This window comes from Arcicella rosea (assembly GCF_040543805.1).
In the GTDB taxonomy this organism is placed as follows: Bacteria; Bacteroidota; Bacteroidia; order Cytophagales; family Spirosomataceae; genus Arcicella; species Arcicella rosea.
The window spans coordinates 175,377-196,871 of record NZ_JBEUMS010000015.1; the positions used below are offsets into that span (position 1 = coordinate 175,377).

The 21,495-nt window shown below is 35.9% G+C and carries 18 protein-coding genes; 9 read left to right on the plus strand and 9 right to left on the minus strand.

Annotation, left to right across the window (positions count from 1 at the left end; translation table 11 throughout):
- Nucleotides 1-24 precede the first annotated feature (24 nt).
- On the minus strand, nucleotides 25-936 hold the full coding sequence (locus tag ABID42_RS18685) for an SDR family oxidoreductase (RefSeq protein ID WP_367284960.1): 912 nt from the start codon (nucleotides 934-936) through the stop codon (nucleotides 25-27).
- Nucleotides 937-956: 20 nt separating this feature from the next.
- Entirely contained in the window at nucleotides 957-1,667 is a 711-nt protein-coding gene (locus ABID42_RS18690; protein WP_367284961.1) for a peptidylprolyl isomerase, read from the minus strand.
- A 214-nt stretch (nucleotides 1,668-1,881) separates the two neighbouring features.
- On the opposite strand from ABID42_RS18690, the gene ABID42_RS18695 reads away from it, so the two are divergent.
- Nucleotides 1,882-3,465: a GDSL-type esterase/lipase family protein gene (locus tag ABID42_RS18695; RefSeq protein WP_367284962.1), complete on the plus strand. Its 1,584-nt coding sequence runs from the start codon at nucleotides 1,882-1,884 to the stop codon at nucleotides 3,463-3,465.
- A 155-nt stretch (nucleotides 3,466-3,620) separates the two neighbouring features.
- Here the strand turns inward: ABID42_RS18695 and ABID42_RS18700 are convergent, their stop codons facing one another.
- The 5 genes from ABID42_RS18700 to ABID42_RS18720 all read right to left on the minus strand — a co-directional run bounded on the left by ABID42_RS18700 (nucleotide 3,621) and on the right by ABID42_RS18720 (nucleotide 8,119).
- On the minus strand, nucleotides 3,621-4,013 hold the full coding sequence (locus tag ABID42_RS18700; RefSeq protein ID WP_367284963.1) for a hypothetical protein: 393 nt from the start codon (nucleotides 4,011-4,013) through the stop codon (nucleotides 3,621-3,623).
- A gap of 52 nt (nucleotides 4,014-4,065) precedes the next feature.
- Entirely contained in the window at nucleotides 4,066-4,995 is a 930-nt protein-coding gene (gene hemC / locus ABID42_RS18705; RefSeq protein WP_367284964.1) for a hydroxymethylbilane synthase, read from the minus strand.
- Nucleotides 4,996-5,239: 244 nt separating this feature from the next.
- A complete protein-coding gene (locus ABID42_RS18710) occupies nucleotides 5,240-6,349 on the minus strand; it encodes a DNA polymerase III subunit (protein WP_367284965.1) in 1,110 nt (369 codons plus the stop codon).
- Nucleotides 6,350-6,487: 138 nt separating this feature from the next.
- Nucleotides 6,488-7,642, minus strand: a complete 1,155-nt coding sequence (locus ABID42_RS18715) for a GlmU family protein (protein ID WP_367284966.1) — start codon at nucleotides 7,640-7,642, stop codon at nucleotides 6,488-6,490.
- A gap of 231 nt (nucleotides 7,643-7,873) precedes the next feature.
- Complete coding sequence (locus tag ABID42_RS18720; protein ID WP_323256622.1) at nucleotides 7,874-8,119, minus strand: type B 50S ribosomal protein L31; 246 nt, start codon at nucleotides 8,117-8,119, stop codon at nucleotides 7,874-7,876.
- Between the two features lie 741 nt (nucleotides 8,120-8,860).
- Here ABID42_RS18720 and ABID42_RS18725 point away from each other — a divergent pair.
- The 5 genes from ABID42_RS18725 (at nucleotide 8,861) to ABID42_RS18745 (ending at nucleotide 14,155) form a co-directional block, all read left to right on the plus strand.
- Nucleotides 8,861-11,341 carry a ribonucleoside-diphosphate reductase subunit alpha gene (locus ABID42_RS18725; RefSeq protein WP_323256624.1) on the plus strand — a complete coding sequence of 827 codons (2,481 nt, stop codon included), beginning with the start codon at nucleotides 8,861-8,863 and terminating at the stop codon, nucleotides 11,339-11,341.
- Nucleotides 11,342-11,520: 179 nt separating this feature from the next.
- Nucleotides 11,521-11,985 carry a DUF4890 domain-containing protein gene (locus ABID42_RS18730; RefSeq protein WP_323256626.1) on the plus strand — a complete coding sequence of 155 codons (465 nt, stop codon included), beginning with the start codon at nucleotides 11,521-11,523 and terminating at the stop codon, nucleotides 11,983-11,985.
- A gap of 189 nt (nucleotides 11,986-12,174) precedes the next feature.
- Nucleotides 12,175-12,708 (plus strand): LVIVD repeat-containing protein, encoded by a 534-nt coding sequence (locus tag ABID42_RS18735; RefSeq protein WP_323256628.1) that lies wholly within the window; start codon nucleotides 12,175-12,177, stop codon nucleotides 12,706-12,708.
- Complete coding sequence (locus ABID42_RS18740; protein ID WP_367284967.1) at nucleotides 12,705-13,448, plus strand: LVIVD repeat-containing protein; 744 nt, start codon at nucleotides 12,705-12,707, stop codon at nucleotides 13,446-13,448. The genes ABID42_RS18735 and ABID42_RS18740 overlap by 4 nt, the downstream gene beginning before the upstream one ends.
- A complete protein-coding gene (locus ABID42_RS18745; protein ID WP_323256632.1) occupies nucleotides 13,445-14,155 on the plus strand; it encodes a hypothetical protein in 711 nt (236 codons plus the stop codon). Before ABID42_RS18740 ends, ABID42_RS18745 begins: the two co-directional genes overlap by 4 nt.
- A 55-nt stretch (nucleotides 14,156-14,210) precedes the next feature.
- Here the strand turns inward: ABID42_RS18745 and nadA are convergent, their stop codons facing one another.
- A complete protein-coding gene (nadA, locus tag ABID42_RS18750) occupies nucleotides 14,211-15,200 on the minus strand; it encodes a quinolinate synthase NadA (protein ID WP_367284968.1) in 990 nt (329 codons plus the stop codon).
- Between the two features lie 92 nt (nucleotides 15,201-15,292).
- The gene (gene nadC / locus ABID42_RS18755) at nucleotides 15,293-16,147 is read right to left on the minus strand and encodes a carboxylating nicotinate-nucleotide diphosphorylase (protein ID WP_367284969.1); all 855 of its coding nucleotides are present in this window, start codon (nucleotides 16,145-16,147) and stop codon (nucleotides 15,293-15,295) included.
- 119 nt (nucleotides 16,148-16,266) lie between these two features.
- Between nadC and ABID42_RS18760 the strand changes: the two genes are divergently transcribed.
- The 3 genes from ABID42_RS18760 (at nucleotide 16,267) to ABID42_RS18770 (ending at nucleotide 21,381) form a co-directional block, all read left to right on the plus strand.
- Nucleotides 16,267-16,629 (plus strand): hypothetical protein, encoded by a 363-nt coding sequence (locus tag ABID42_RS18760; RefSeq protein WP_367284970.1) that lies wholly within the window; start codon nucleotides 16,267-16,269, stop codon nucleotides 16,627-16,629.
- A gap of 126 nt (nucleotides 16,630-16,755) precedes the next feature.
- A complete protein-coding gene (gene secDF, locus ABID42_RS18765; RefSeq protein ID WP_367284971.1) occupies nucleotides 16,756-19,710 on the plus strand; it encodes a protein translocase subunit SecDF in 2,955 nt (984 codons plus the stop codon).
- A 222-nt stretch (nucleotides 19,711-19,932) separates the two neighbouring features.
- A complete protein-coding gene (locus tag ABID42_RS18770) occupies nucleotides 19,933-21,381 on the plus strand; it encodes an APC family permease (protein ID WP_323256644.1) in 1,449 nt (482 codons plus the stop codon).
- Nucleotides 21,382-21,495: the final 114 nt, after the last annotated feature.

Here is a 21,495-nt window from a genome sequence, read left to right on the forward strand (position 1 = left end):
TTGAAGTCATGGCATGAGTAAAACTTACAAAGCCTTCGTCTGCTCTGCCACAACAGCAATTCCCTCTTCAAAACTTACTGGATTATAGCCTAAAACGGCAATAGCTTTATCCAAAATAAAACCTGTTCTTGGTGGACGTTTGGCTGGCTGAGTGAAATTACTTGAATCGGCTTCGCTGATTAGTGATTTATCTAAATGGAAAAAATCTGCCGTTTTAATAGCCATTTCATAAGGCGTTAAAAAGTCTTTTCCCGAAATATGAAAAATTCCTTCAGCTTCTTTGTCAGTCATCAACCAACAGCCTTTTGCCAAATCTTCTGCCAAAGTTGGTGTACGAAATTGGTCGGTAACCACTTTGATATTTTTACCTTCTTCCAATGATTTTTTTACCCATAAAATAATATTACTTCGGCTCATATCCGAAACGATGCCATAAACCAAAACCGTTCTGGCAATACTCCAACGACATGTTGAACGTCTTACTACTTCCTCCGCCGCATACTTTGTCCAACCATAATAACTTACTGGACTTGGTTGCGCTTCTTCTGAATATGGACCAGCTTTTCCATCAAATATAAAATCTGTTGAAAGATGGCAAAAGTAAATATTGTGCTTTTCGCAAGCTTCTACCAAATACTCCACAGCTTTTACATTCATTGCCCAACATAAATCTTTTTCAAATTCACATTGGTCAACATTCGTCATGGCGGCAGTGTGAATAATGGCATTTGGTTGTATTTTATCAATTACTTCTGCTACTTGTTCTGCATTGGTAATATCCATTTCCTGATATTCGTAGCCTTCTGTAAATGGCAAACGGTTTTTGCCACGAGCCGTAGCAATTAAATGAATATCGCTTTGGTTTGCCAATAATGAAACTAGCTTTTGCCCTAGCAAACCATTTGAGCCTGTAATGAGTATTTTCTTTTTTGACATTATATTCTCTATTTCAAGATTTACTCTCCAAAACTGTAAGCGTACAGTTTAGTAATCTTCTTTTTACGCATTTTTTTACAAGTAATTTTCATCGGAATATCTTTTAAAGGACGATTATTTTTGTCTCTCGCCTGATTTGCTACCGAATCTACGACCCATAAATTATCAATTACTTGTCCGAAAACGGTATAATTTCCATCCAAATGTGGTGTTCCGCCAATGGTTTTATAAACGTTTTTCTGTTCTTCTGTATAAGTTCTCAACGGACTTCTCGCCATTTGCTTCGTCAAACTTGAATCATTCCAGACCTGACCTTGTACAATATAATACTGACAACCCGAAGACGCTTTTTCTGGATTATTATCTCGTGCCGCCGCCAAAACACCTTTTTTATGAAACAATTCTGGTGTAATTTCTGCGGGTACTTTGTAGCCCACATCGCCATTCCCTAATACTTCTCCTTCTTTTGCTTTTTTAGAATTCGGATCTCCGCCCTGAATCATAAAAGACTTGATAACACGGTGAAAAAGTAAACCATCATAAAATTTATGATTCACCAATTTCAAGAAATTCTTTTTGTGCTGTGGCGTTTCATTGTGCAAAATTGCGTGCATTTCGCCAAAAGGCGTGCTAAAAGTAACCAGATAATCTTTTCTTTTACTTTGCGAAAAAGTCTGCAAAGAAATGAATGATGCAAGTAGGAATAAGAGTGTTTTTTTGTTTGAAATCATGCCAAACGAGACCATTTTAGTGAGATGAAATGTTAAAAACTAAATGTACTATTTTTTTCTTGATGCACAGAATCTCACTTCATAAAAACCACCATCAGTTTTTGGAATTGCACATTGTTAACTGATAATTCATGATTAACTTCAAGCATATTTTGTCAGACATCGAAGTGCATTCATGCTGCTTAATTCATTACAATCTCAAATATTAATAACTATGAAAAAAACACATTACAGTTTAATTTGCGCTTTACTCCTCAGCTCATCGGCTTTTGCACAGGAAGTCACCAAATTGTATTCAGGTAAAGCCCCAGGTTCTGAAAACTGGACTTGGTCGGAAGCCGAAAATACGAATAACATTTTCAAAACCAGAGTAATCTATAACGTTGCAGAACCAACTATCACGGCTTTTTTACCCGACAAAGATAAAGCAACTGGAACTGCAATGTTAATTGCACCGGGCGGAGCTTTTCATACACTTTCTATCGACAGCGAAGGCATTGAAGTAGCCAAATACTTGAACTCAAAAGGCATTGCGGCATTCGTTTTGAAGTACAGAGTAGCCAGAAGTTTCACCGATGACCCCGTGAAAGAATTGATGGGAAAAATGTCGAACTTCAAAACTTTGGATGAAGAAAACGCCCCAGTGATTCCTTTAGCCATTCAAGATGCTTCAACAGCGATTAAATACATCCGAAAAAATGCAGAAAAGTACGACATCGACCCCAATAAAATTGGGATGATTGGCTTTTCAGCTGGCGGAACACTTACTTTGGGTGCAATGTACAAAGCTACCGAAGAAAGTAAACCTAATTTTATTGCTCCCATTTACGCTTACACAAAAGCAGTAGATGAAATCAAAAATATTCCTAAAGAAAAAACGCCCATTTTTATCGCTTTGGCTTCCGACGACCAATTGGGTTTTGCGCCAGCAAACGCACAATTATATTTAGATTGGAAAGCCGCAGGACAACCTGTGGAAATGCACATTTACGAAAAAGGCGGACATGGTTTTGGTATGAACAAACAAAAAATTCCGACCGATACTTGGTACGAACGTTTTGGTGATTGGTTGAAAATGCAAGGTTATCTCAAAAAACGTTATCCTAACAAATGGGAGCAACAATTTTCAGAAGAACAATTAGAGACTTTTTCAAAACAAAATGCTGAAAGAGAAAAAAGAGATTGGGCAAATTTGGTAAAATACAAAAAAGCCAATGCCGAAATCGGTGAACCGAAACAAGGACCAACAAGAGTAGTTTTTACGGGAGACTCTATCACAGAAGGTTGGGTTGGTGCTGACGCTGACTTTTTTAATAGCAATAATTACGTAGGAAGAGGCATCAGCGGACAAACTTCTCCACAAACTTTATTACGTTTTCGTCAGGATGTGGTGGATTTGAAACCAAAAGTAGTCATTATCAACATCGGTATCAACGACATTGCTGAAAACACGGGCGATTATATGCAAGAATATACTTTGGCAAACTATAAATCTATGATTGAAATCGCCAAAGCAAATAATATCAAAGTGATTTTAGCTTCGGTGATGCCAGCGGCGGCTTTTCCGTGGAGAAAAGAAATTAAAGATGTGCCAAGCAAAGTAATTGCTTTGAACGAAGGCATCAAACAATTGGCAAAACAATACAACTTGGTGTATCTTGATTACTTCACGCCTTTGAAAGATGAAAGAAATGGATTGAGTAAAGAAATGGCAGAAGACGGCGTACATCCAACAATTGCTTGCTATAAAATCATGGAGAAATTGGCGAAAGAAGCTATTACAAAGGCTTTGAAGTAGTTTTTTGATTTGAAGATTTGAGATGATTTGATAATTTGAAAATGAGGTAATTTGAAGATTTGAAAATGGCTTTTGAAAAATGCTAATCAATTAGTAATTTGGAAGTTTCCACATTCTCAAATCTTCAAATCTTCAAATTTCCTCATTTTCAAATTTTATTTCCCCACCATAGAAACAGGTCTGCCACGCAAAGCAGACCAAGTTTCATCAATGGCTACTTGTGAAACCGCTTGAAGTCCGATTAATTCAAAAGCAGTCCAAACCGTTTCACGCTTAATATCACTTTTTATTTTACCTGTTCCTTTCGGATAACAAGCCCAGAATACACAATCGAATTTTCCTGCTTTATTTACAGACTGCATCAAATTTTCTAATTCAGCTTGCTGAATGGCAAATACTTGTACAAAATCATAAATTCCCTCCGCTTTTGGTTCAGTATCATAATTAGAGCCTGCTAATAATGATAAGTAACTTTCAGGAGCATTCACAACCAAAAGCTTTTTATTACTATCCAAACGAAGTTTTTTAAAGATATTTTCAGCAGACATAAGTAAAAGATGTTATATTACTGTAATCACTAAATCACAATTCACTAACTCACTAATTATTCAACCCCGCACGAATCTCTTTCAAAATTCTATCTCCGCCTAAACTCAAAATCTTTTCTGCTAAAATTTCGCCTACTTCAATGGCATCTGTTCCTGATACTCTTTCTTTTAATACTTCTTGTCCATCTAAACTGATGATTCCGCCTGTCATAGTCAATTCCCCATTTTCAGAAGTCTGAGTCAAACCAAAAACAGGAATGCTACAACCACCTTGCAAGCGTCTCAAGTAAGCACGTTCTGCCAATAATTGTTGTTCTGTTTCAGCATGATTACACAATTCACGAATTTTTGCTTTCTTTTCAGCATCCAACGAAACGGCACATTCTATCGCCACAGAACCTTGTCCGACGGCAGGCGTAAATTTATCTAAGGAGATCAATTCTGCAATATGTTCTTCGTAGCCCATGCGATGCACGCCCGCATAAGCCAATAATAAAGCATCACAAACGCCACTTTCTAATTTTCCCATGCGAGTTTGCAAGTTTCCACGCATATCCACGGTTTTGATGTGCGGATAAAAATGCTTCAACATCGCTACTCTTCGGGTCGAAGAAGTACCAACCACAAAAGGTTTTCCACTTTCCAGCGACAAACTTTTATCATAACTTACCAAAACGTCGTTTACTTTTTCACGCTCGGTAAAGGCAATTAATTCTAAATCATCCGCCAATTCTGATTGTAAATCTTTGGCTGAATGCTGTGCAATATCTATTTCGCCAGAACGAAGTTTTTCTTCTAATTCTTCCGTAAATACTCCTTTTGAGCCAATTTTCGACAAGGAACGGTCTAAGATTTGGTCTCCTTTGGTATTGATAATGACGATTTCAACCGATAAACCGCCTTTTTCTAATGTTTCTTTGATGAAGTACGCTTGCCAAAGTGCTAATTTTGACCCTCTCGTTCCTAATTTTATTGTACTCATGGTTGGATGATTATTAGCTCTGAGCTATAAGCCTTGAGCTGTAAGCTTTTAGTTTTTGGATAATTCCATTTAAAGTAGCTGGAATTATTAAATGATAAATCTTTTACCCTTATTACTCAACAAATTCCAATTAGCAGGCGAATTAATTCGCCTGCTAATTGGAAAAAGGTAATATTTTCTATCTGTTTGTTAATAATAAAATACAGATAACGGATATACTGTTAACGAATAACGTCTTTTTTACTTAACTTTTAAACAATCGGGCGATGGTTAATGATAAATCTAAATGTAAAATTTTCGCCCTTGCATTGCGTTCTAAATAATAATATACTTGGCTGAATTCTTGTACAATCAGTTCGATAGCTTCAATTTTTACTGCTTTTGAAAAATTCTGCACAAAAGTAAGCTCCTCTCCTTCTAATCTCACCAAAGCTTCTGCTCCATTTTTCCAAAGTAATAAATCTCTGAAAATATTCAAGCCGTACTCCATCATGCCTTTTTGGTCTTCTTTTGATAGAGCGTCAAATTCATCCGCTAATTTTATCAAGGCTGGCACATTGGGTTTGTACGCCATTCGCATCCAATTGGCAAACCATTCGTGTTGTACTTGTCCTTCGTGCGTAGTTAAAGCAACTGCTTTTGAAATATTTCCTTCCGATAAGTACGCAATTTGTTTGGCTCTTTCAGTGGTTACTCCTGTTTTTTCTGTAAGATATTCAACGGTATTTTCATCCGAAAAAGCAGGAATCATTACTCTTTGCGTTCTGGAAAGTATCGTTGTTAATAACTTGTTGGTATCGTTACATACGAGAATAAACAGCGTTTTGGTAGGCGGCTCTTCTAAAATTTTCAATAAAGAGTTTGCCGACTCAATGTTCATTAATTCTGGTTGCCAAATAATCAGGATTTTGTACTCTGCTTCAAAAGCCTTGAGCGAAATTTTCTCAATAATATTATGAGCTTCCTTGATAGGAATAATTCCTTGCTTATTGCCAGTTGCACCTGTAAACTCCAACCAATCCGTTAAACTTCTGTATGGACTTTCAATCAAAAACTTACGCCAAGTGGGTAATAATTCCAAAATGGTTTCCTTCGCACTCGGAGTCGGGAAAATATGGTGAATATCAGGATGTACCATTTTCGCCATTTTGATACAAGAAGCACAAGACCCACAAGCATCATTTTCTTCTCGCTCCTCACAGTTGATATAAGTAGCATAAGCCCAAGCCAAAGCCAAGTTTGCTCCGCCAACTGCTCCATGAAACAATTGTGCATGAGCCACATGGTTCATTTGCACCGAACGAATCAGCGTATTTTTAATGGCACTTAAACCTGGGATTTCTTTAAATAACATTTATTCTTTTCAATTTGAAAATTTGAAGATGTGGGAGAATTTGAAGATTTGAAAAAGTAAAAGAGTTTGAAAATTTGAAGATTTGAAAATAAGTAATTGCCCTTTATTTCATTTTCAAATTACCACACTTTCAAATTTTCAAATCAACTCAAAAATTGCTTTTAAAATTTGTTCTTCAACGGCATCAAATTCTTTTCCTCTACGTTCCAAAACAGCACGAGCCACTTGGTTTGCTTTACGCAAATGATAAGTTTTGAAAGTACCATTTCCGTTACTCCACGAAAACGAAGGAATATGTTTGGGTTGAAAATCCGCACCGAAAATATTACAATTCACGCCCACAACCGTTCCAGTGTTAAACATCGTATTGATACCACATTTAGAATGGTCGCCCATGATTAAACCCACAAATTGCGAACCTGTATTTTCGTAACGATTACTCACATAACTCCACAATTCTACTTTTGAATAATCATTTTTCAAGTTAGAATTATTGGTATCAGCTCCCCAATTACACCACTCACCAATCACAGAATTACCCATGAAGCCTTCGTGTCCTTTGTTTGAATTGCCAAAGATAACGGAATTACTGATTTCTCCGCCTACCTTACAATGCGGGCCAATGGTTGTATTTCTACGCATTTTTGCACCCATATTCACAACAGATTTTTCACAAATCGCAAAAGGTCCTTGAATTAATGCTCCAATACTCAGACTTACATCTTTGCCAATATAAATCGGTCCATGAGTAGCATCGAGTACAACCGATTTTAAATCAACGCCTTCCTCAATAAAAATTTGAGATTCATTATAAAAAGCTGTAAAGCGGTCGCTGATTGGCTGTGAAGTTCTTCCCTGAGTAATTCTCTCAAAATCGCTAATAATTTGCTCGCCGTTGTGTGTATAAATATCTATTGCGTGACGAATGATTCGGAGAGAACCTTCAAAAGTAACCGTATTTTCAAAAGTATTTTTCGTTTCTTTACTTCTATAAGCAAGAATCGTTTCTCCTTGAAGCAAAGCAGTTTCGGGAGCTAATTGTTGAATAGCTTCTACTAAAGCTTTCGTCGGACAAACTGCACCGTTGATAAATAAATTATCTTCAGTCAAGATTAGTGGATACTTTGTCTGTAAATAATCTTGTGTATCAAATGAAACTTCAGTTTGTAAGTACGCTTGCCATTTTTCACTGATGGTTTGAATTCCGATGCGGATTTCGCTGACAGGACGAGTAAAAGTTAGAGGCAACAAAGACTGACGAATCTGTATCTCATCAAAAAGGATAAAATTCATAAACTTTAGTACGGAATATCCCATCCGCTGGGCAAGATTAGTTGAGCGTTTGTAATCGTACAAAATTAATGAAAGTGCTACATTTCACTAATTTTCAGTGTTATCTGTTCATCATTAGCAGATAATCGCCACAAATATAAGTTATATATTACCGATAATTTATCATAAAAAAACCTTTCAGATTGCTCTAAAAGGTTTTTTTTCAATTTCGACACCGGTTGGGTAGAAGAATTATTTCTTGCCACCGAAACGTTTGTAGAATTTATCAACACGACCCGCAGTATCCAATAATACATTTTTACCTGTATAGAATGGGTGCGACTCAGAAGAAACCTCGATTTTGAATACTGGATAAGTTTCTCCTTCAAATTCAGTTGTTTCAGTTGTTTTTACACATGATTGTGTTAAAAACTTGTAATCAGCAGACAAATCATGGAAAACCACTGGTCTGTAATCTGGATGAATTCCTTGTTTCATGGTAATATTTTGATTTTGAGACGATTCCCCGCCGTCTCTGGATTGTATATAATGAGTCGTTTGTTAAATTGGGAGATACAGTATTCAAGATGTTTAAAATAATTAAACGAATTACTGATAACAATCGACAAAAGCACTTTTTCTATTTGAGGGTGCAAAATTACATTTTTTTTGGTGGTTTCAAAAACTTTTTTAAGGTAATTTGATTTAAGTTTTCAAGAAAAAGTATTCTTAATTTTTTATAAAAAACTTCAGTATGATTATTCCAAGTTAGACACTTGGCTGAATGGCACTGGGCTTGAATTCTTGTTGTACATAACAAATAGTTTGCTTTTTTTCTTGCTTTTTAATGGTTAGTTATTCGTTGCGAATAGATTAAGAAATTGTTATCTTTGAAGTGCATACCAAAATCATTCATTATTAAAGTTTCTGTTTTATTTAAAGATTTAGCCCATCGAATCAGTCCTTGATTTCTTTGAGATTGCTAACACAAAAATTCTTAAAATTTTAGCCGAATTAATTCTTAAATCATTTTTCATCTTCAAGAAAAAACAATGATTTAAGTAAAAAATAATGGAGATTAAGGAATGAAAAACAAAAGGTTTGTGTTGAAGAGAACACCCACAAAATGGTTTCAACAATATACTCAAGGAATGATTATTTGATTTCTTTGAATGATTATATTCAAGCCTTCTTTCTTTATTTTAATAGAACTGAACACAATAAAAAACCCGAGTTAATATGTACGTTATCAAAAGAGATGGCAGACGTGAGTCTGTAAAGTTTGACAAGATTACCGCCAGAATCGAAAAACTTTGCTATAGTCTCGATCCATTCTTTGTGCAGCCCCTCGAAGTAGCCAAAAAAGTTATTACTGGGCTTTATGATGGAGTAACCACGAGCGAATTAGATAATTTGGCGGCAGAAACAGCTGCGTCGATGACGACGAAGCACCCTGACTATGCCGTACTTGCAGCTAGGATTGCTGTTTCTAATTTGCATAAAGGGACTTTAAAATCGTTCTCGGCAACGATGAAACGTCTCTATAATTACACAGACCCAAAAACTGGCGAAAATGCCGCTTTATTGTCGAAAGAAGTATATGATGTCATTAAGAAAAATGCAGGTGAATTAGACGCTGCTATTATTTATGACCGTGACTTCGGCTACGATTACTTTGGGTTCAAGACTTTAGAAAAATCTTATCTTCTAAAAATGGAAGGTAAAATTGCTGAACGTCCGCAACACATGTTGATGCGTGTATCTATTGGTATTCACGGTAGCGATGTTGAAAAAGCCATTGAAACTTACAATTTATTGTCAGAACGTTGGTTTACTCATGCTACTCCTACCCTTTTCAATGCAGGTACACAAAAACCCCAAATGTCATCTTGTTTCTTATTAACGATGCAAGACGATTCAATTGAAGGAATTTATGATACATTAAAACAATGTGCTAAAATTTCTCAATCGGCTGGTGGAATTGGTTTATCAATTCACAATGTTCGTGCTACGGGTTCATATATTAAAGGAACAAACGGTACTTCAAACGGTATTGTACCGATGTTGAAAGTATTTAATGATACTGCTCGTTACGTTGACCAAGGAGGAGGAAAACGCAAAGGTTCATTTGCAGTTTACTTAGAACCTTGGCATGCAGATATTTTTGATTTCTTAGAATTAAAGAAAAATCACGGTAAAGAAGAAATGCGTGCAAGAGATTTATTCTACGCATTATGGATTCCAGATTTATTCATGAAACGTGTTAAAGATAATGACACTTGGTCATTACTTTGTCCACACGAATGTCCAGGTTTAGCAGATACTTATGGTGAAGAGTTTGAAAAACTTTATACCAGCTATGAATTAGCTGGAAAAGCACGTAAAGTAATTAAGGCTCAAGACTTATGGTTCGAGATTTTAGAATCTCAAACAGAAACTGGAACGCCTTATATGTTGTTCAAAGACCACGCTAACCGTAAATCAAACCAGAAGAATTTAGGTACAATCAAGTCTTCAAACTTATGTACTGAAATTATGGAATATACTTCTAAAGACGAAGTAGCGGTTTGTAACTTAGCATCTTTAGCTTTACCAAAATTCGTAAAAACTAACGAAAGAGGCTTCCAAGAATTTGACCACCAAGCTTTATATAAAGTAACAAAGGTTGCAGCGAAAAACTTAAATAAAATCATCGACCGTAACTATTATCCAGTTGAAGAAGCAAGACGTTCAAACATGCGTCACCGCCCGATTGGTTTAGGTGTTCAAGGTTTGGCTGATGTATTTATTTTGTTAAGAATGCCTTTTGAATCGGCAGAAGCGAAACAATTGAATAAAGATATTTTTGAAACCATGTACTATGCAGCGATGGAAGCTTCAATGGAATTGGCTATTCAAGAAGGTCCTTATGAAACTTGGGCAGGTTCACCAATCTCGCAAGGTATTTTCCAATTTGATATGTGGGGAGTTACGCCAGAGTCTGGTCGTTGGAATTGGGAAGATTTAAGAGAAAAAGTAAAAACACATGGTGTAAGAAACTCATTATTAGTAGCACCGATGCCAACGGCTTCGACTTCACAAATTTTGGGTAATAACGAATGTTTTGAGCCTTATACTTCAAACATTTACGCACGTAGAGTACTTTCTGGAGAATTCGCTGTAGTGAACAAACACCTTCTTCGTGATTTGGTGAAGTTGAACTTATGGAATGATTCAATGAAAAATAAATTGATTTCTGCCAACGGTTCGGTTCAAAACATTGCTGAAATTCCGCAAAGTTTAAAAGACCTTTATAAAACAGTTTGGGAAATCAAACAAAAAGTAATTATTGAAATGGCTGCCGACAGAGGTGCATATATTTGCCAGTCGCAATCATTAAATATTCATATTCAAGACCCGAACTTTGGTAAACTTACTTCGATGCACTTCTACGCATGGGAAAAAGGCTTGAAAACTGGGATGTACTATCTTAGAACAAAAGCTGCTGCCGATGCTATCAAGTTTACAGTCGAAAAACAAGCCGAAGTGGCCATTGAGCAAGCAAATGTTGTGCAAGAGCACGAGATGAGTTATGAAGCTTATGCCGCACAAGCAGCGCAAGCGAAATCATCAGCTGCCTCACTCGTTGTAGGAGGCCTAGACAGCGTAGTCGAACAAAATTGGTCGGCGATGCAATGCTCAATTGACGATCCTGATGGATGCGAAGCCTGCGGGTCTTAATCATTTCAGTTTTAAAAAAGCCCTCATTCCACAAGATTGAGGGCTTTTTTTATAAACTTCATCTAAAATACTGAAAAGAGTAGCAGAAAATTATTAATTTAACTGTTCATTCTTTGAAGTACACGCAATACTTTGACAAAGATTAAATTGCTTAACATAAAAACAAATCAAGTAACCCGATGAAATCCAAAAATTACTTAATACTTTTAGTCACTTTGTGCTTTTCTATTTTCCTACATATTCATGAAAGTAATGCTCAGTATGGTGGTGGATATGGCTATGGAGGTTACGGAAGAGGTGGAATGGGAAGAAGCACGCTACCTCAAGCAGGTGAAGGTACTACCCGAAAAGCAGATTTAGACCCTGAAAAAATGGCTAATGAGGATACTCGTTGGATGATAAAAAAATTAAAACTAACAGAAGAGCAAATTCCAAAAGTTGAAAATGCTAACATTAACTTTGCCTTCAAACGTTTAGATTTTTCGGAAGAAGTAAAGAAAATTGTACCTCCAATTACGGAAGAAGTACGTTCAAAAATCAGAGCAAAAGCTGTGACTATCAAAGAAGAAAGAGATAAAGAAATGAAAGCTATTCTAACAGAAGAGCAATTTCAGATTTATTTGAAAAAGAAAGATAATTATTAAATTGAAACGTAAAGTTGAGCAATAGATAAAAGTATTTTGATTAAAGTAAAATATAACAAAACATCGAAAGTCATCGACATATATTGCTGATGGCTTTTTTTATGTTAAAAAAATAATTAAAAATATAAAGGTTTACTTCGTAAAAACGCCTAAATTAGTCATTGATTCTTTACCCATTAAACGTTAATTATGAAAAAGCTACTATCCTACTTATCTCTTGCTTTGCTAGCAAGCAGTTGTTTCAAACTTGATAGCCCACCCGATTTCCCAATCACTAGCGAAGGGTATCGACCTATTTATGCAAATGCCGACGAAATAGACAAAGTAGTTATCACTACTCCACAACCATTAAAATCTCCCGGTAAAATTTATATCAAAGACCAGTTTTTATTTGTGAACGAACTTGGTAAAGGCGTTCATATCTTTGATAATAAAGACCCGAAAAGCCCCAAGAAAATTGCCTTTTTGCAAATTCCAAGCAATGTAGATATTGCCATTAGAGGTGATATTTTATATGCCGATAACTTGAAAGATTTGATAAGTATTAATATTAGCAAACCTTCAGAAGCCAAGCTAGTGCATCGCCTAAAAGACGTGTTTGAATCTCAAGATTATCCACCAGTTACCAATGTGCGTTTTGAATGTGTTGACAGTAACAAAGGCGTAGTAATTGGTTGGGAAAAAGTTTTAAACGTTGACTACACACTAAAATGCTACAGATGAAAAAGACACAATTATTATATTGTATTTTGGGGTTAATATACCTTCAAAGTTGCCAACAAGGAGCTAACGATTCGGTGTCTCCCTTTGGAAATGGTACAGGTGGTTCTATGGCTCGTTTTACTTTAGGAGATGGCTATCTTTATACAGTAGGCACTAGCAATATGTCTATTTTCGATATTAAGAATACTTCTCCTCAAAAAATCAAAACTATCAATTTAAGCTTTGGCTTAGAAACCATTTACCCTTATAAAAACATGCTTTTTATTGGAAGTAATACGGGAATGCAAATTTTCAATAATCAAGACCCAGCCAATCCCGTTTTACTTTCTACTTATACACACATAAAAAGTTGTGACCCCGTGGTGGTTCAAGATAATTATGCTTATGTGACCTTAAGAAATGGAACATTATGCCAAAGAGGAGTAAATTCTCTGGATATTGTCAATATCAGTAATCCCTCAAACCCTACATTAGTAAAATCCATTCCAATGAAAAACCCTCATGGATTAGCTGTAGATGGAAAAAACCTATTTATCTGTGAAGGTAGTTTTGGGTTAAAATCTTTTGATTTATCAGACCCAGTAAATCCTGTTGAAAAGGAGTTTTTAACTGATGTGGTTTCGTATGATGTTATTCCAAATCAACAAAAACTAATAGTAACTGGTCAGAATGGTATTTATCAATACGATTATAGCGACCCAAAAGCATTAAAACTTCTCAGTAAAATACCTATCGAATGAAATATTCTATCTTAATTATATTATTAGTCTTCAGTCGAATTTTCACATTTGCCCAAAGTGATACTACCATTTCGCATCGACACTTACTTCTCAAAATAGCACCATTGACATATCTAGGAGCCCATGCCGCAATTCAGCTTGGGCTTGAAACAAATATTAGTGCCAGAACCACCATTGCGTTTGATTACGCCTATGGTAATGCTGATATTTCACTATCTGGCACAAAGGGTACTTATGATGAAGGCGAAATATCACAACGATACAGATTAGAATTTAGAAGATATACAAAACCATTTGCTTTGAGAAATAAGGGCATAAATTCTTTTTATGGACTTGAACTCTTCAACCGCACCAATACTTATCCAAGTACAACAACCATTGGTAGAGGGGGAAACTCTTGGAATAATGATTATAAATATTATGAAAAACTCTCTGACGATACTATTTATAAAGTTTGGGGAGCTTATGGAAAAATAGGAGTAATGGGACAAATCAGTGAGCGATTTTGGCTAGAATGGTATGGGGGAATTGGTATGGCTACTCATACAAATACAACTGGTGAATACACATTAGAGCCCAATGACCATGTTTTCTCTGAAAATGGGCGTCCACAAACGATATACTTTAATTTTCATAATCCGCTAAACTTTAAAATAACAGGTGTGGATTTTTTATGGTCTTTAAAGTTGAGCTATCAAATTTTATAGAATGGTTATTAACAATTGAGGCTAACAAATCTGGATTTGTTAGCCTCTTTTTTAATTATTTACTAATCTCCAACATTGCTTTCAACGCCTTTAAAGCAGGAATTCTTACTTCTTCAGGCACTTGAATTTCTGGTAATTCATAGAACATTGCATTGTAGAGTTTTTCCATCGTATTCATTTTCATATACGGACATTCTGAACAAGCACAAGCATTTTTTTCATTTGCTGGTGCGGGGATAATCTTTTTATTAGGCACAGCTAATTTCATTTTGTGCAAAATACCTGCCTCTGTCGCCACAATAAATTCCTGACAGTCTGATGTTTGAACAAAACTTAAAAGCGCCGTAGTTGAACCTACAAAATCTGCTTGAGATAAAATTACTTCCTTACATTCTGGGTGGGCAATCAATAAAGCATTTGGATTTCCTTCTTTCGCTTTCTTGAGTTTTTCCAAAGAAATATCAATATGAACAATACAAGCACCTTCCCACAAAATCAAATCACGACCTGTTTTCTTCGCTACATATCTTCCTAAATTGGCATCAGGAGCAAAAATAATTTGTTTGTCGGCAGGAATTGATTCAACCACTTTCACTGCATTTGATGAAGTACAAATAATGTCCGTCATCGCTTTAATATCTGCGGTACAATTGATATAACTCACCACAACAGCCTCTGGATATTTTGCTTTGAAAGCTGCAAATTCCTCTTTCGGAGCAGCATCAGCTAGAGAACAACCAGCGTTTAAATCTGGCAATACTACTTTTTTATTCGGATTAAGAATCTTAGCTGTTTCACCCATGAAGTGTACTCCACAGAAAACAATCATATCAGCATCGGTTTGTTCTGCCGCTTGTGCCAAACCCAAACTATCTCCTAAAAAATCTGCGATTTCCTGAATTTCAGCATCAACATAATAATGAGCTAAGATTACCGCATTTTTCTCTTTTTTAAGTTTTAAAATCTGTTCTTTTAAATCTTCTCCTTTGAACGGAACAGAGCGACTCACATAGCCAACTCGTTGTGATTCTTCTAATAAATTCATTGTTAAAATTTTATATCGTGAGAAAAGACACCTTTTTATTGAGTGATTAAGTAAATAATATTAAAATTGCTAATTACTATTCACCAATCACTCTAATAAGCTTTTAAGCTTAAATCCAAACTATTTACATGATGCGTTAAAGCGCCACAAGAAATATAATCTACACCACAGTCTGCATATTGTCGGACGGTCTTTTCATTAATTCCACCAGAAGCTTCAGTAGGATATTTGCCATCAATGATGCTTACAGCCTCACGTAAATCATCAAATGAAAAATTATCTAACATAATTCTGTTTACTTGTCCTATTGCTAAAACTTCTCGAAGCTCTGTTAAGTTTCTTACTTCAATCTCAATACTTAATGCACGTTCTGTTTCTTTCAAATAATCGTTTGCTTGTTTGATAGCATTGTGAATTCCTCCAGCATAATCCACATGATTATCTTTTATCAAAATCATATCAAACAATGCGTAACGATGATTTTCGGCACCCCCAATTTTACAAGCCCATTTTTCGCAAAGGCGAAAATTTGGCGTTGTTTTACGAGTATCCAATAACTTGGTTTTCGTTCCTTCCAATAATTTCACCATCGAATCGGTATAAGTAGCAATACCAGACATTCTTTGCATACAATTCAGCACCAAGCGTTCTGCCTTTAAAATTGATTGCGAAGAACCTTCAACAGTCAAAACAATTTCTCCTTTTTTTATCGTCGTGCCGTCTTCCAGCAATACTTTTACTTCAAGGGCTTTATCAACTTCTTCAAAAATCATCGTTGCTAAAGTTACTCCCGCTAACATTCCATCTTCTTTTACCAATAGCTTTGCTCGTCCAGTGGCTGTTGCAGGAATCGTTGATAATGAAGTATGATCACCGTCACCAACATCTTCGGCAAGAGCAGTTTGAATGAATTTTTTGATATATGATGGTTCTAAATAATTAAACATTTCTACACTATTTATGAATGACGGCTCAAAAGTAAGAAATAATTTCAAACAGGTGGAACAATTATTTTAAGTGAGAATTTGGAATTACCAAACAAAAAGTGATAGTTTTGTAATTCAGAATGCAAAAAAATTCACACATAGCTCGTTTGTTCAGCGTCTTTTTGATGTCGCTCGTTATTGTTTTTACCGTTTTTGGTAAAACAATTAATGCTACTCAAAAAAGCCAAAACTTGCTTAGTAAAGTCAAAACAGAACAAAGACAGGACAATCATGCGCCTAAACAATGCTCTGTTTCTGAACTTTCGGTGATGCAGGTTTCTGTACCTGTTAATATTGATTTTGCACAAGAATTCATTTTCCATCCTTGTGAATTTGCTTTTTTATCTTTTGAACGCACCATTCAATCTGTTCAAAATTTAGCATTTCGCCTTCCGCATCTCGAAGTACTTTTCGAGCATTTTATCGTTACCAACGCCCCATAATTTTTTCTTGATAAATATTTTTGATAGAAAATTTCTATCAAATCAAAGACGTTTTGCTATGTCGGCTAAAATGTTACAACCCTAATCATCCGTTTATTTACTCACAATTACTTTTTCCCTACAAAAATGCGTTATAAAAGTGCCATAATTTGGCTGACTGGAATTATTTCAGCCTTATGTTTATTTTTCCTTTCGTTTACTTGGAAAGCAAGCTCAGTTCGTGAAGACGCCATTAATTATGCGACTTCAAAGTCTGGAGAATTAGATCCAGCAAAGAAAACTCATTACATTGACTCTCTTTGGAAACAACCTATTTATTTAGGCTTTACTTTACAAGAAGTAACTACTTATGCACTTCATAAAGGTTTGGACTTAGAAGGTGGTCTTCATGCAGTGTTAGAAGTTTCTCCAGTAGAAATCCTTCGTGCATTGTCAGGAAAAAGCAATGATCCTAACTTCATCAAAGCACTTAACCAAGCATCTGCGGCGCAAGCAACTTCAACAAAAACTTTCAACGAATTATTCTATGAAGCTTTTGCTAAAATTGCCCCGAATCAAAAATTAGCAACAATTTTTGCAAACTCTGTAAACCGTGAAAAATTAAATTCTAATTCTTCCGATTCACAAGTAAAGAAAGTAATCAACAATGAAATTGATGGAGCTGTTGATCGTGTTTATAAAACAGTTCAAACTCGTATTGATAAATTAGGGGTTGCTAACCCTAACATCCAACGTTTACCAGGAACAAACCGTATTCAAGTAGAATTACCAGGTATTGATAATCCTGAACGTGCTAGAAAATTATTATCAGCAGCTTCTAAATTAGAATTTATCGAAGTAGCTGAAATTTCTGAATGGGGACCAGGCTTAAATTCTTTAGGTGAATATTTAACTGCTGAAGAAAAAGCTAAAAAAGCAACGACTGCAACAGCCGCTACTTCAACCGACACTACAAAAGCAGGCGGATTGGCTGGTCAATTATCAGGTGCTGCTAAAGTAGCGAAAAAAGATTCTGCTGTAAAAGACACAACTGCTGGTTCGGCACTTACAAAATTGTTTTTGCCTTTGGATAACCAAGGAAGATCTTGGGGTGTTTTCCGTAAAGATACTGCTCGTGTAAATGAATTATTCAGTCGTCCTGAAGTAAAAATCATGTTCCCTTCAGGTCTTCAATTTGCTTGGAATGCCATTGGAATTCCTGCAACAAATGGTGACGAAATTATTCCTTTTGAATTCTTGAGAAAAGCAGAAGGACAAAAAGCACCATTGGATGGTGAAGTAATCACTGATGCTGCTCAAGATTTTGACCAAAACGGACGCCCAGAAGTAACCATGAATATGAATGGTACTGGTGCTAGAATTTGGAAAAACTTAACAGCTGCCAATGTTGGAAAACGTATTGCAATCGTATTAGATAACTACATTTACTCTGCTCCAAATATTAACGGAGAAATCGCAGGCGGACGTTCATCAATTTCTGGTTCATTCACAGTTGAACAAGCAAAAGATTTAGCGAACGTAATTAAATCAGGTAAATTATCTGCTCCTACTCGTATCGTTGAAGATGCTTTTATCGGTCCTTCATTAGGTGCTGAGGCTATCAACCAAGGTTATTTCTCAATGGCATTGGGTTTATTGTTAGTTGTTATCTTCATGATTGGTTATTATGGTAGCCCAGGTTGGATGGCTAATGCTGCACTTTTCTTCAACGTATTCTTTATTGCTGGGGTATTAGTACAAATTCAAGCTGCTTTAACTTTACCGGGTATTGCTGGTATTGTGTTAACATTAGGTATGGCAGTTGATGCCAACGTATTGATTAATGAGCGTATCCGTGAAGAACTTCACCAAGGTAAAGGTTTATTAGAATCTATCAAACTAGGTTATGAAAAAGCATTATCTGCAATTATTGATGGTAACGTTACTACAATCATTATCGGTATTATCTTAATTATCTTCGGTTCTGGTTCTGTAAAAGGATTCGGGGTTACATTGTGTATCGGTTTGGTTACTTCAGTATTTACTGCTGTATTTGTTTCTCATGTTTTTGTAGATTGGATGGCAAATCGTGCTATCAAAGCAGGAAAAGAAAAAGACGTTACTTTTGAAACGTTCATTTCTAAAGACCTTTTCAAAGGACTTAACTTCGACTTTATCGGAAAACGTAAATATTCATACTGGTTCTCGTGGGGTTTAATCGCTGTTGGGGCTATCGTATTAACAATCCAAGGTGGTTTTAACTTAGGTGTTGACTTCAAGGGTGGTCGTTCGTATGTAGTTGAATTATCTAAACCAGTAGAAGCTGGAACAATTAAAGATGGTTTAGCAGATAGCTTTGAAGGAAAAGGTGTTGAAGTAAAAACTTTTAATGGTGACACTAAATTAAAAATCACTACGGCATACTTAGTAGAAGACGAAACGATTCAAGCAAACCAGAAAGTTCGTAAAGCATTAGAAAATGGTTTGAAGAAATTTGCTGATGCTAAACCAACAATTGTTTCAGAATCTAAAGTAGGTGCAACCATCGCAGATGATATTTTAAAACAATCATTCATTTCAATTCTTTATGCTCTAGTTGGTATTTTCATTTACATTTTATTACGTTTCCGTAAATGGCAATATTCATTAGGTGGTATTATCGCCCTTTTACACGATTCATTAGTCGTATTAGGAATGGTTGGTATTACTCGCCTTTTCGGATTTGAGTTAGAAGTTGACCAAATCTTTATTGCAGCGGTATTAACTGTAATTGGTTACTCTATTAACGATACCGTGGTAGTATTCGACCGTATTCGTGAAGAGATTGGTAATGATGCTGATTTGAGCAACAAAGAATTGATGATTAAAACAATTAATCAATCTATTAACCATACTATGAGCCGTACAGTAATGACTGCTACAACAGTATTCTTGGTAGTAACGGTATTGTTATTCTTTGGTGGAGATATTCTAAGAGGTTTCTCATTCGCCATGTTTATCGGTGTTGTTTTCGGTGCTTATTCTTCAATCTTCGTAGCTGCGCCAATCGTTATCGATTTAGGTACAGGTAAGAAAAAAGTTGAACCTGCCACAAAAGCTTAAATACGCAATTAAAAGACCTGTAAGTTGATTGACTTGCAGGTCTTTTTTTGTTTTGACACAAAATATTCTGTATCTTCAAAGATGTTTAAACAAAATATACTTTCGTAGAATGAAGTATTAATACTTTTTTATCTCGAAAGGATTTCTTTGAACAAAAAACAGATTTATTAAACTAACCAAAATCTAAAAATCACTTCAAATTCACACAAAAACTAAAACCCTATGAATAACAGTATTTGGCGTAAAAAACCAATGGCAGCCTACGAAGCTGACATGAAAAAATCTGAACTTAAACGTGTTCTTACAAAGTGGGGACTTACTTCACTTGGTATCGGAGCAATTATTGGTGGAGGTATTTTTACTTTAACGGGTATTGCTGCCCACGACCACGCCGGTCCGGCTTTAGCACTTGCTTTCGTCATTGCAGCCATCGGTTGTACATTTGCTTCCCTTTGTTATGCTGAATTTTCATCCATTCTTCCCGTTGAAGGTTCTGCATATGCGTATTCTTATGGTACCGTTGGTGAAATCTTTGCTTGGCTAATTGGCTGGAACCTTATCCTTGAATATATGATGGGTGCTACCACAGTAGCGGTAGCATGGTCTGGTTATTTCGAGAAACTCGTTCATTTATTCGGAATTGAATTGCCAGTAACTTTAATGAACGACCCTTACACGGCTGGTACAAAACTAGGTGTTGATGGCCCAGTTCCAGCTTTCAATATTGCAGCCTTTTTTATCACATGGATTGTAACTTCTGTATTAGTAAGAGGTATTCAAGAATCTGCTAAAACAAACAATATTATTGTAATTACTAAACTCTCGGTAGTATTATTCGTAATTATTGTAGGTGCATTCTTTGTAAAAACAGAAAACTGGCATCCATTCATTCCAGAAAGAGTATTTGATGCAGATGGTAAAGGCCACTTCGGTTGGGATGGTGTCGTAACTGCAGCAACCATTGTATTCTTTGCTTATATCGGTTTCGATGCCGTATCTACGCAAGCTGGTGAAGCAATCAATCCACGTAAAGATATTCCTTTTGCTATCGTAGCATCTTTAGTAATCTGTACTATTTTATACATCTTGGTATCTTTAGTGTTAACAGGAATGGTAAAATACGACACCCTAGATTTAAAAGCACCAGTAGCTTCGGCTTTTGCTGATGCTGGCTTACCTTGGGCAGTGTTTATCATTACCATTGCTGCTGTAGCTGGTCTTACTTCTGTAATGTTGGTAATGATGCTTGGACAAACTCGTATTTTCCTAGGAATGGCGAAAGATGGTTTATTACCAGCTTTCTTCAAAACGATTCACCCAAATTTCAAAACACCTTGGAAAAGCACAATCTTAGTTGGTCTTATCGTATCAATTGTATCAGCACTTACGCCAATTGATAAAGTATCTGAAATGTGTTCAATGGGTACTTTGTTAGCTTTCGCTATGATTTCGGGTGCAGTACTTTTATTGCGTTACCAACAGCCAGACATCGAGCGTCCATACAAAGCGCCACTTATCTGGTTTGTAGCACCGATGGGAGTACTTTTCAATGTGTTTTTAATGACACAAGTAAGAAGAGAAACTTGGCACGCATTCTTGATTTGGAGTACTTTAGGTATTTTAGTGTATTTCCTTTACAGTAGAAATAAAAGTAATTTGAATAAGAACTAGTAATTATTTGATTACTCCATTTAAAAACCTCACAGAAAACAAATTTCTGTGAGGTTTCTTTTTTTATGAGTAATTTTGCAACTTATTTAAAAGATTTTTCAGGATTGAGGTGAA

Excerpts from the sequence above, each read along its gene's own strand:
- ABID42_RS18685 (WP_367284960.1), bottom strand. The coding sequence starts at position 936 with ATGTCAAAAAAGAAAATACTCATTACAGGCTCAAATGGTTTGCTAGGG.
- ABID42_RS18690 (WP_367284961.1), bottom strand. The coding sequence starts at position 1,667 with ATGATTTCAAACAAAAAAACACTCTTATTCCTACTTGCATCATTCATT.
- ABID42_RS18695 (WP_367284962.1), top strand. The coding sequence starts at position 1,882 with ATGAAAAAAACACATTACAGTTTAATTTGCGCTTTACTCCTCAGCTCA.
- ABID42_RS18700 (WP_367284963.1), bottom strand. The coding sequence starts at position 4,013 with ATGTCTGCTGAAAATATCTTTAAAAAACTTCGTTTGGATAGTAATAAA.
- hemC (WP_367284964.1), bottom strand. The coding sequence starts at position 4,995 with ATGAGTACAATAAAATTAGGAACGAGAGGGTCAAAATTAGCACTTTGG.
- ABID42_RS18710 (WP_367284965.1), bottom strand. The coding sequence starts at position 6,349 with ATGTTATTTAAAGAAATCCCAGGTTTAAGTGCCATTAAAAATACGCTG.
- ABID42_RS18715 (WP_367284966.1), bottom strand. The coding sequence starts at position 7,642 with ATGAATTTTATCCTTTTTGATGAGATACAGATTCGTCAGTCTTTGTTG.
- ABID42_RS18720 (WP_323256622.1), bottom strand. The coding sequence starts at position 8,119 with ATGAAACAAGGAATTCATCCAGATTACAGACCAGTGGTTTTCCATGAT.
- ABID42_RS18725 (WP_323256624.1), top strand. The coding sequence starts at position 8,861 with ATGTACGTTATCAAAAGAGATGGCAGACGTGAGTCTGTAAAGTTTGAC.
- ABID42_RS18730 (WP_323256626.1), top strand. The coding sequence starts at position 11,521 with ATGAAATCCAAAAATTACTTAATACTTTTAGTCACTTTGTGCTTTTCT.
- ABID42_RS18735 (WP_323256628.1), top strand. The coding sequence starts at position 12,175 with ATGAAAAAGCTACTATCCTACTTATCTCTTGCTTTGCTAGCAAGCAGT.
- ABID42_RS18740 (WP_367284967.1), top strand. The coding sequence starts at position 12,705 with ATGAAAAAGACACAATTATTATATTGTATTTTGGGGTTAATATACCTT.
- ABID42_RS18745 (WP_323256632.1), top strand. The coding sequence starts at position 13,445 with ATGAAATATTCTATCTTAATTATATTATTAGTCTTCAGTCGAATTTTC.
- nadA (WP_367284968.1), bottom strand. The coding sequence starts at position 15,200 with ATGAATTTATTAGAAGAATCACAACGAGTTGGCTATGTGAGTCGCTCT.
- nadC (WP_367284969.1), bottom strand. The coding sequence starts at position 16,147 with ATGTTTAATTATTTAGAACCATCATATATCAAAAAATTCATTCAAACT.
- ABID42_RS18760 (WP_367284970.1), top strand. The coding sequence starts at position 16,267 with ATGCAAAAAAATTCACACATAGCTCGTTTGTTCAGCGTCTTTTTGATG.
- secDF (WP_367284971.1), top strand. The coding sequence starts at position 16,756 with ATGCGTTATAAAAGTGCCATAATTTGGCTGACTGGAATTATTTCAGCC.
- ABID42_RS18770 (WP_323256644.1), top strand. The coding sequence starts at position 19,933 with ATGAATAACAGTATTTGGCGTAAAAAACCAATGGCAGCCTACGAAGCT.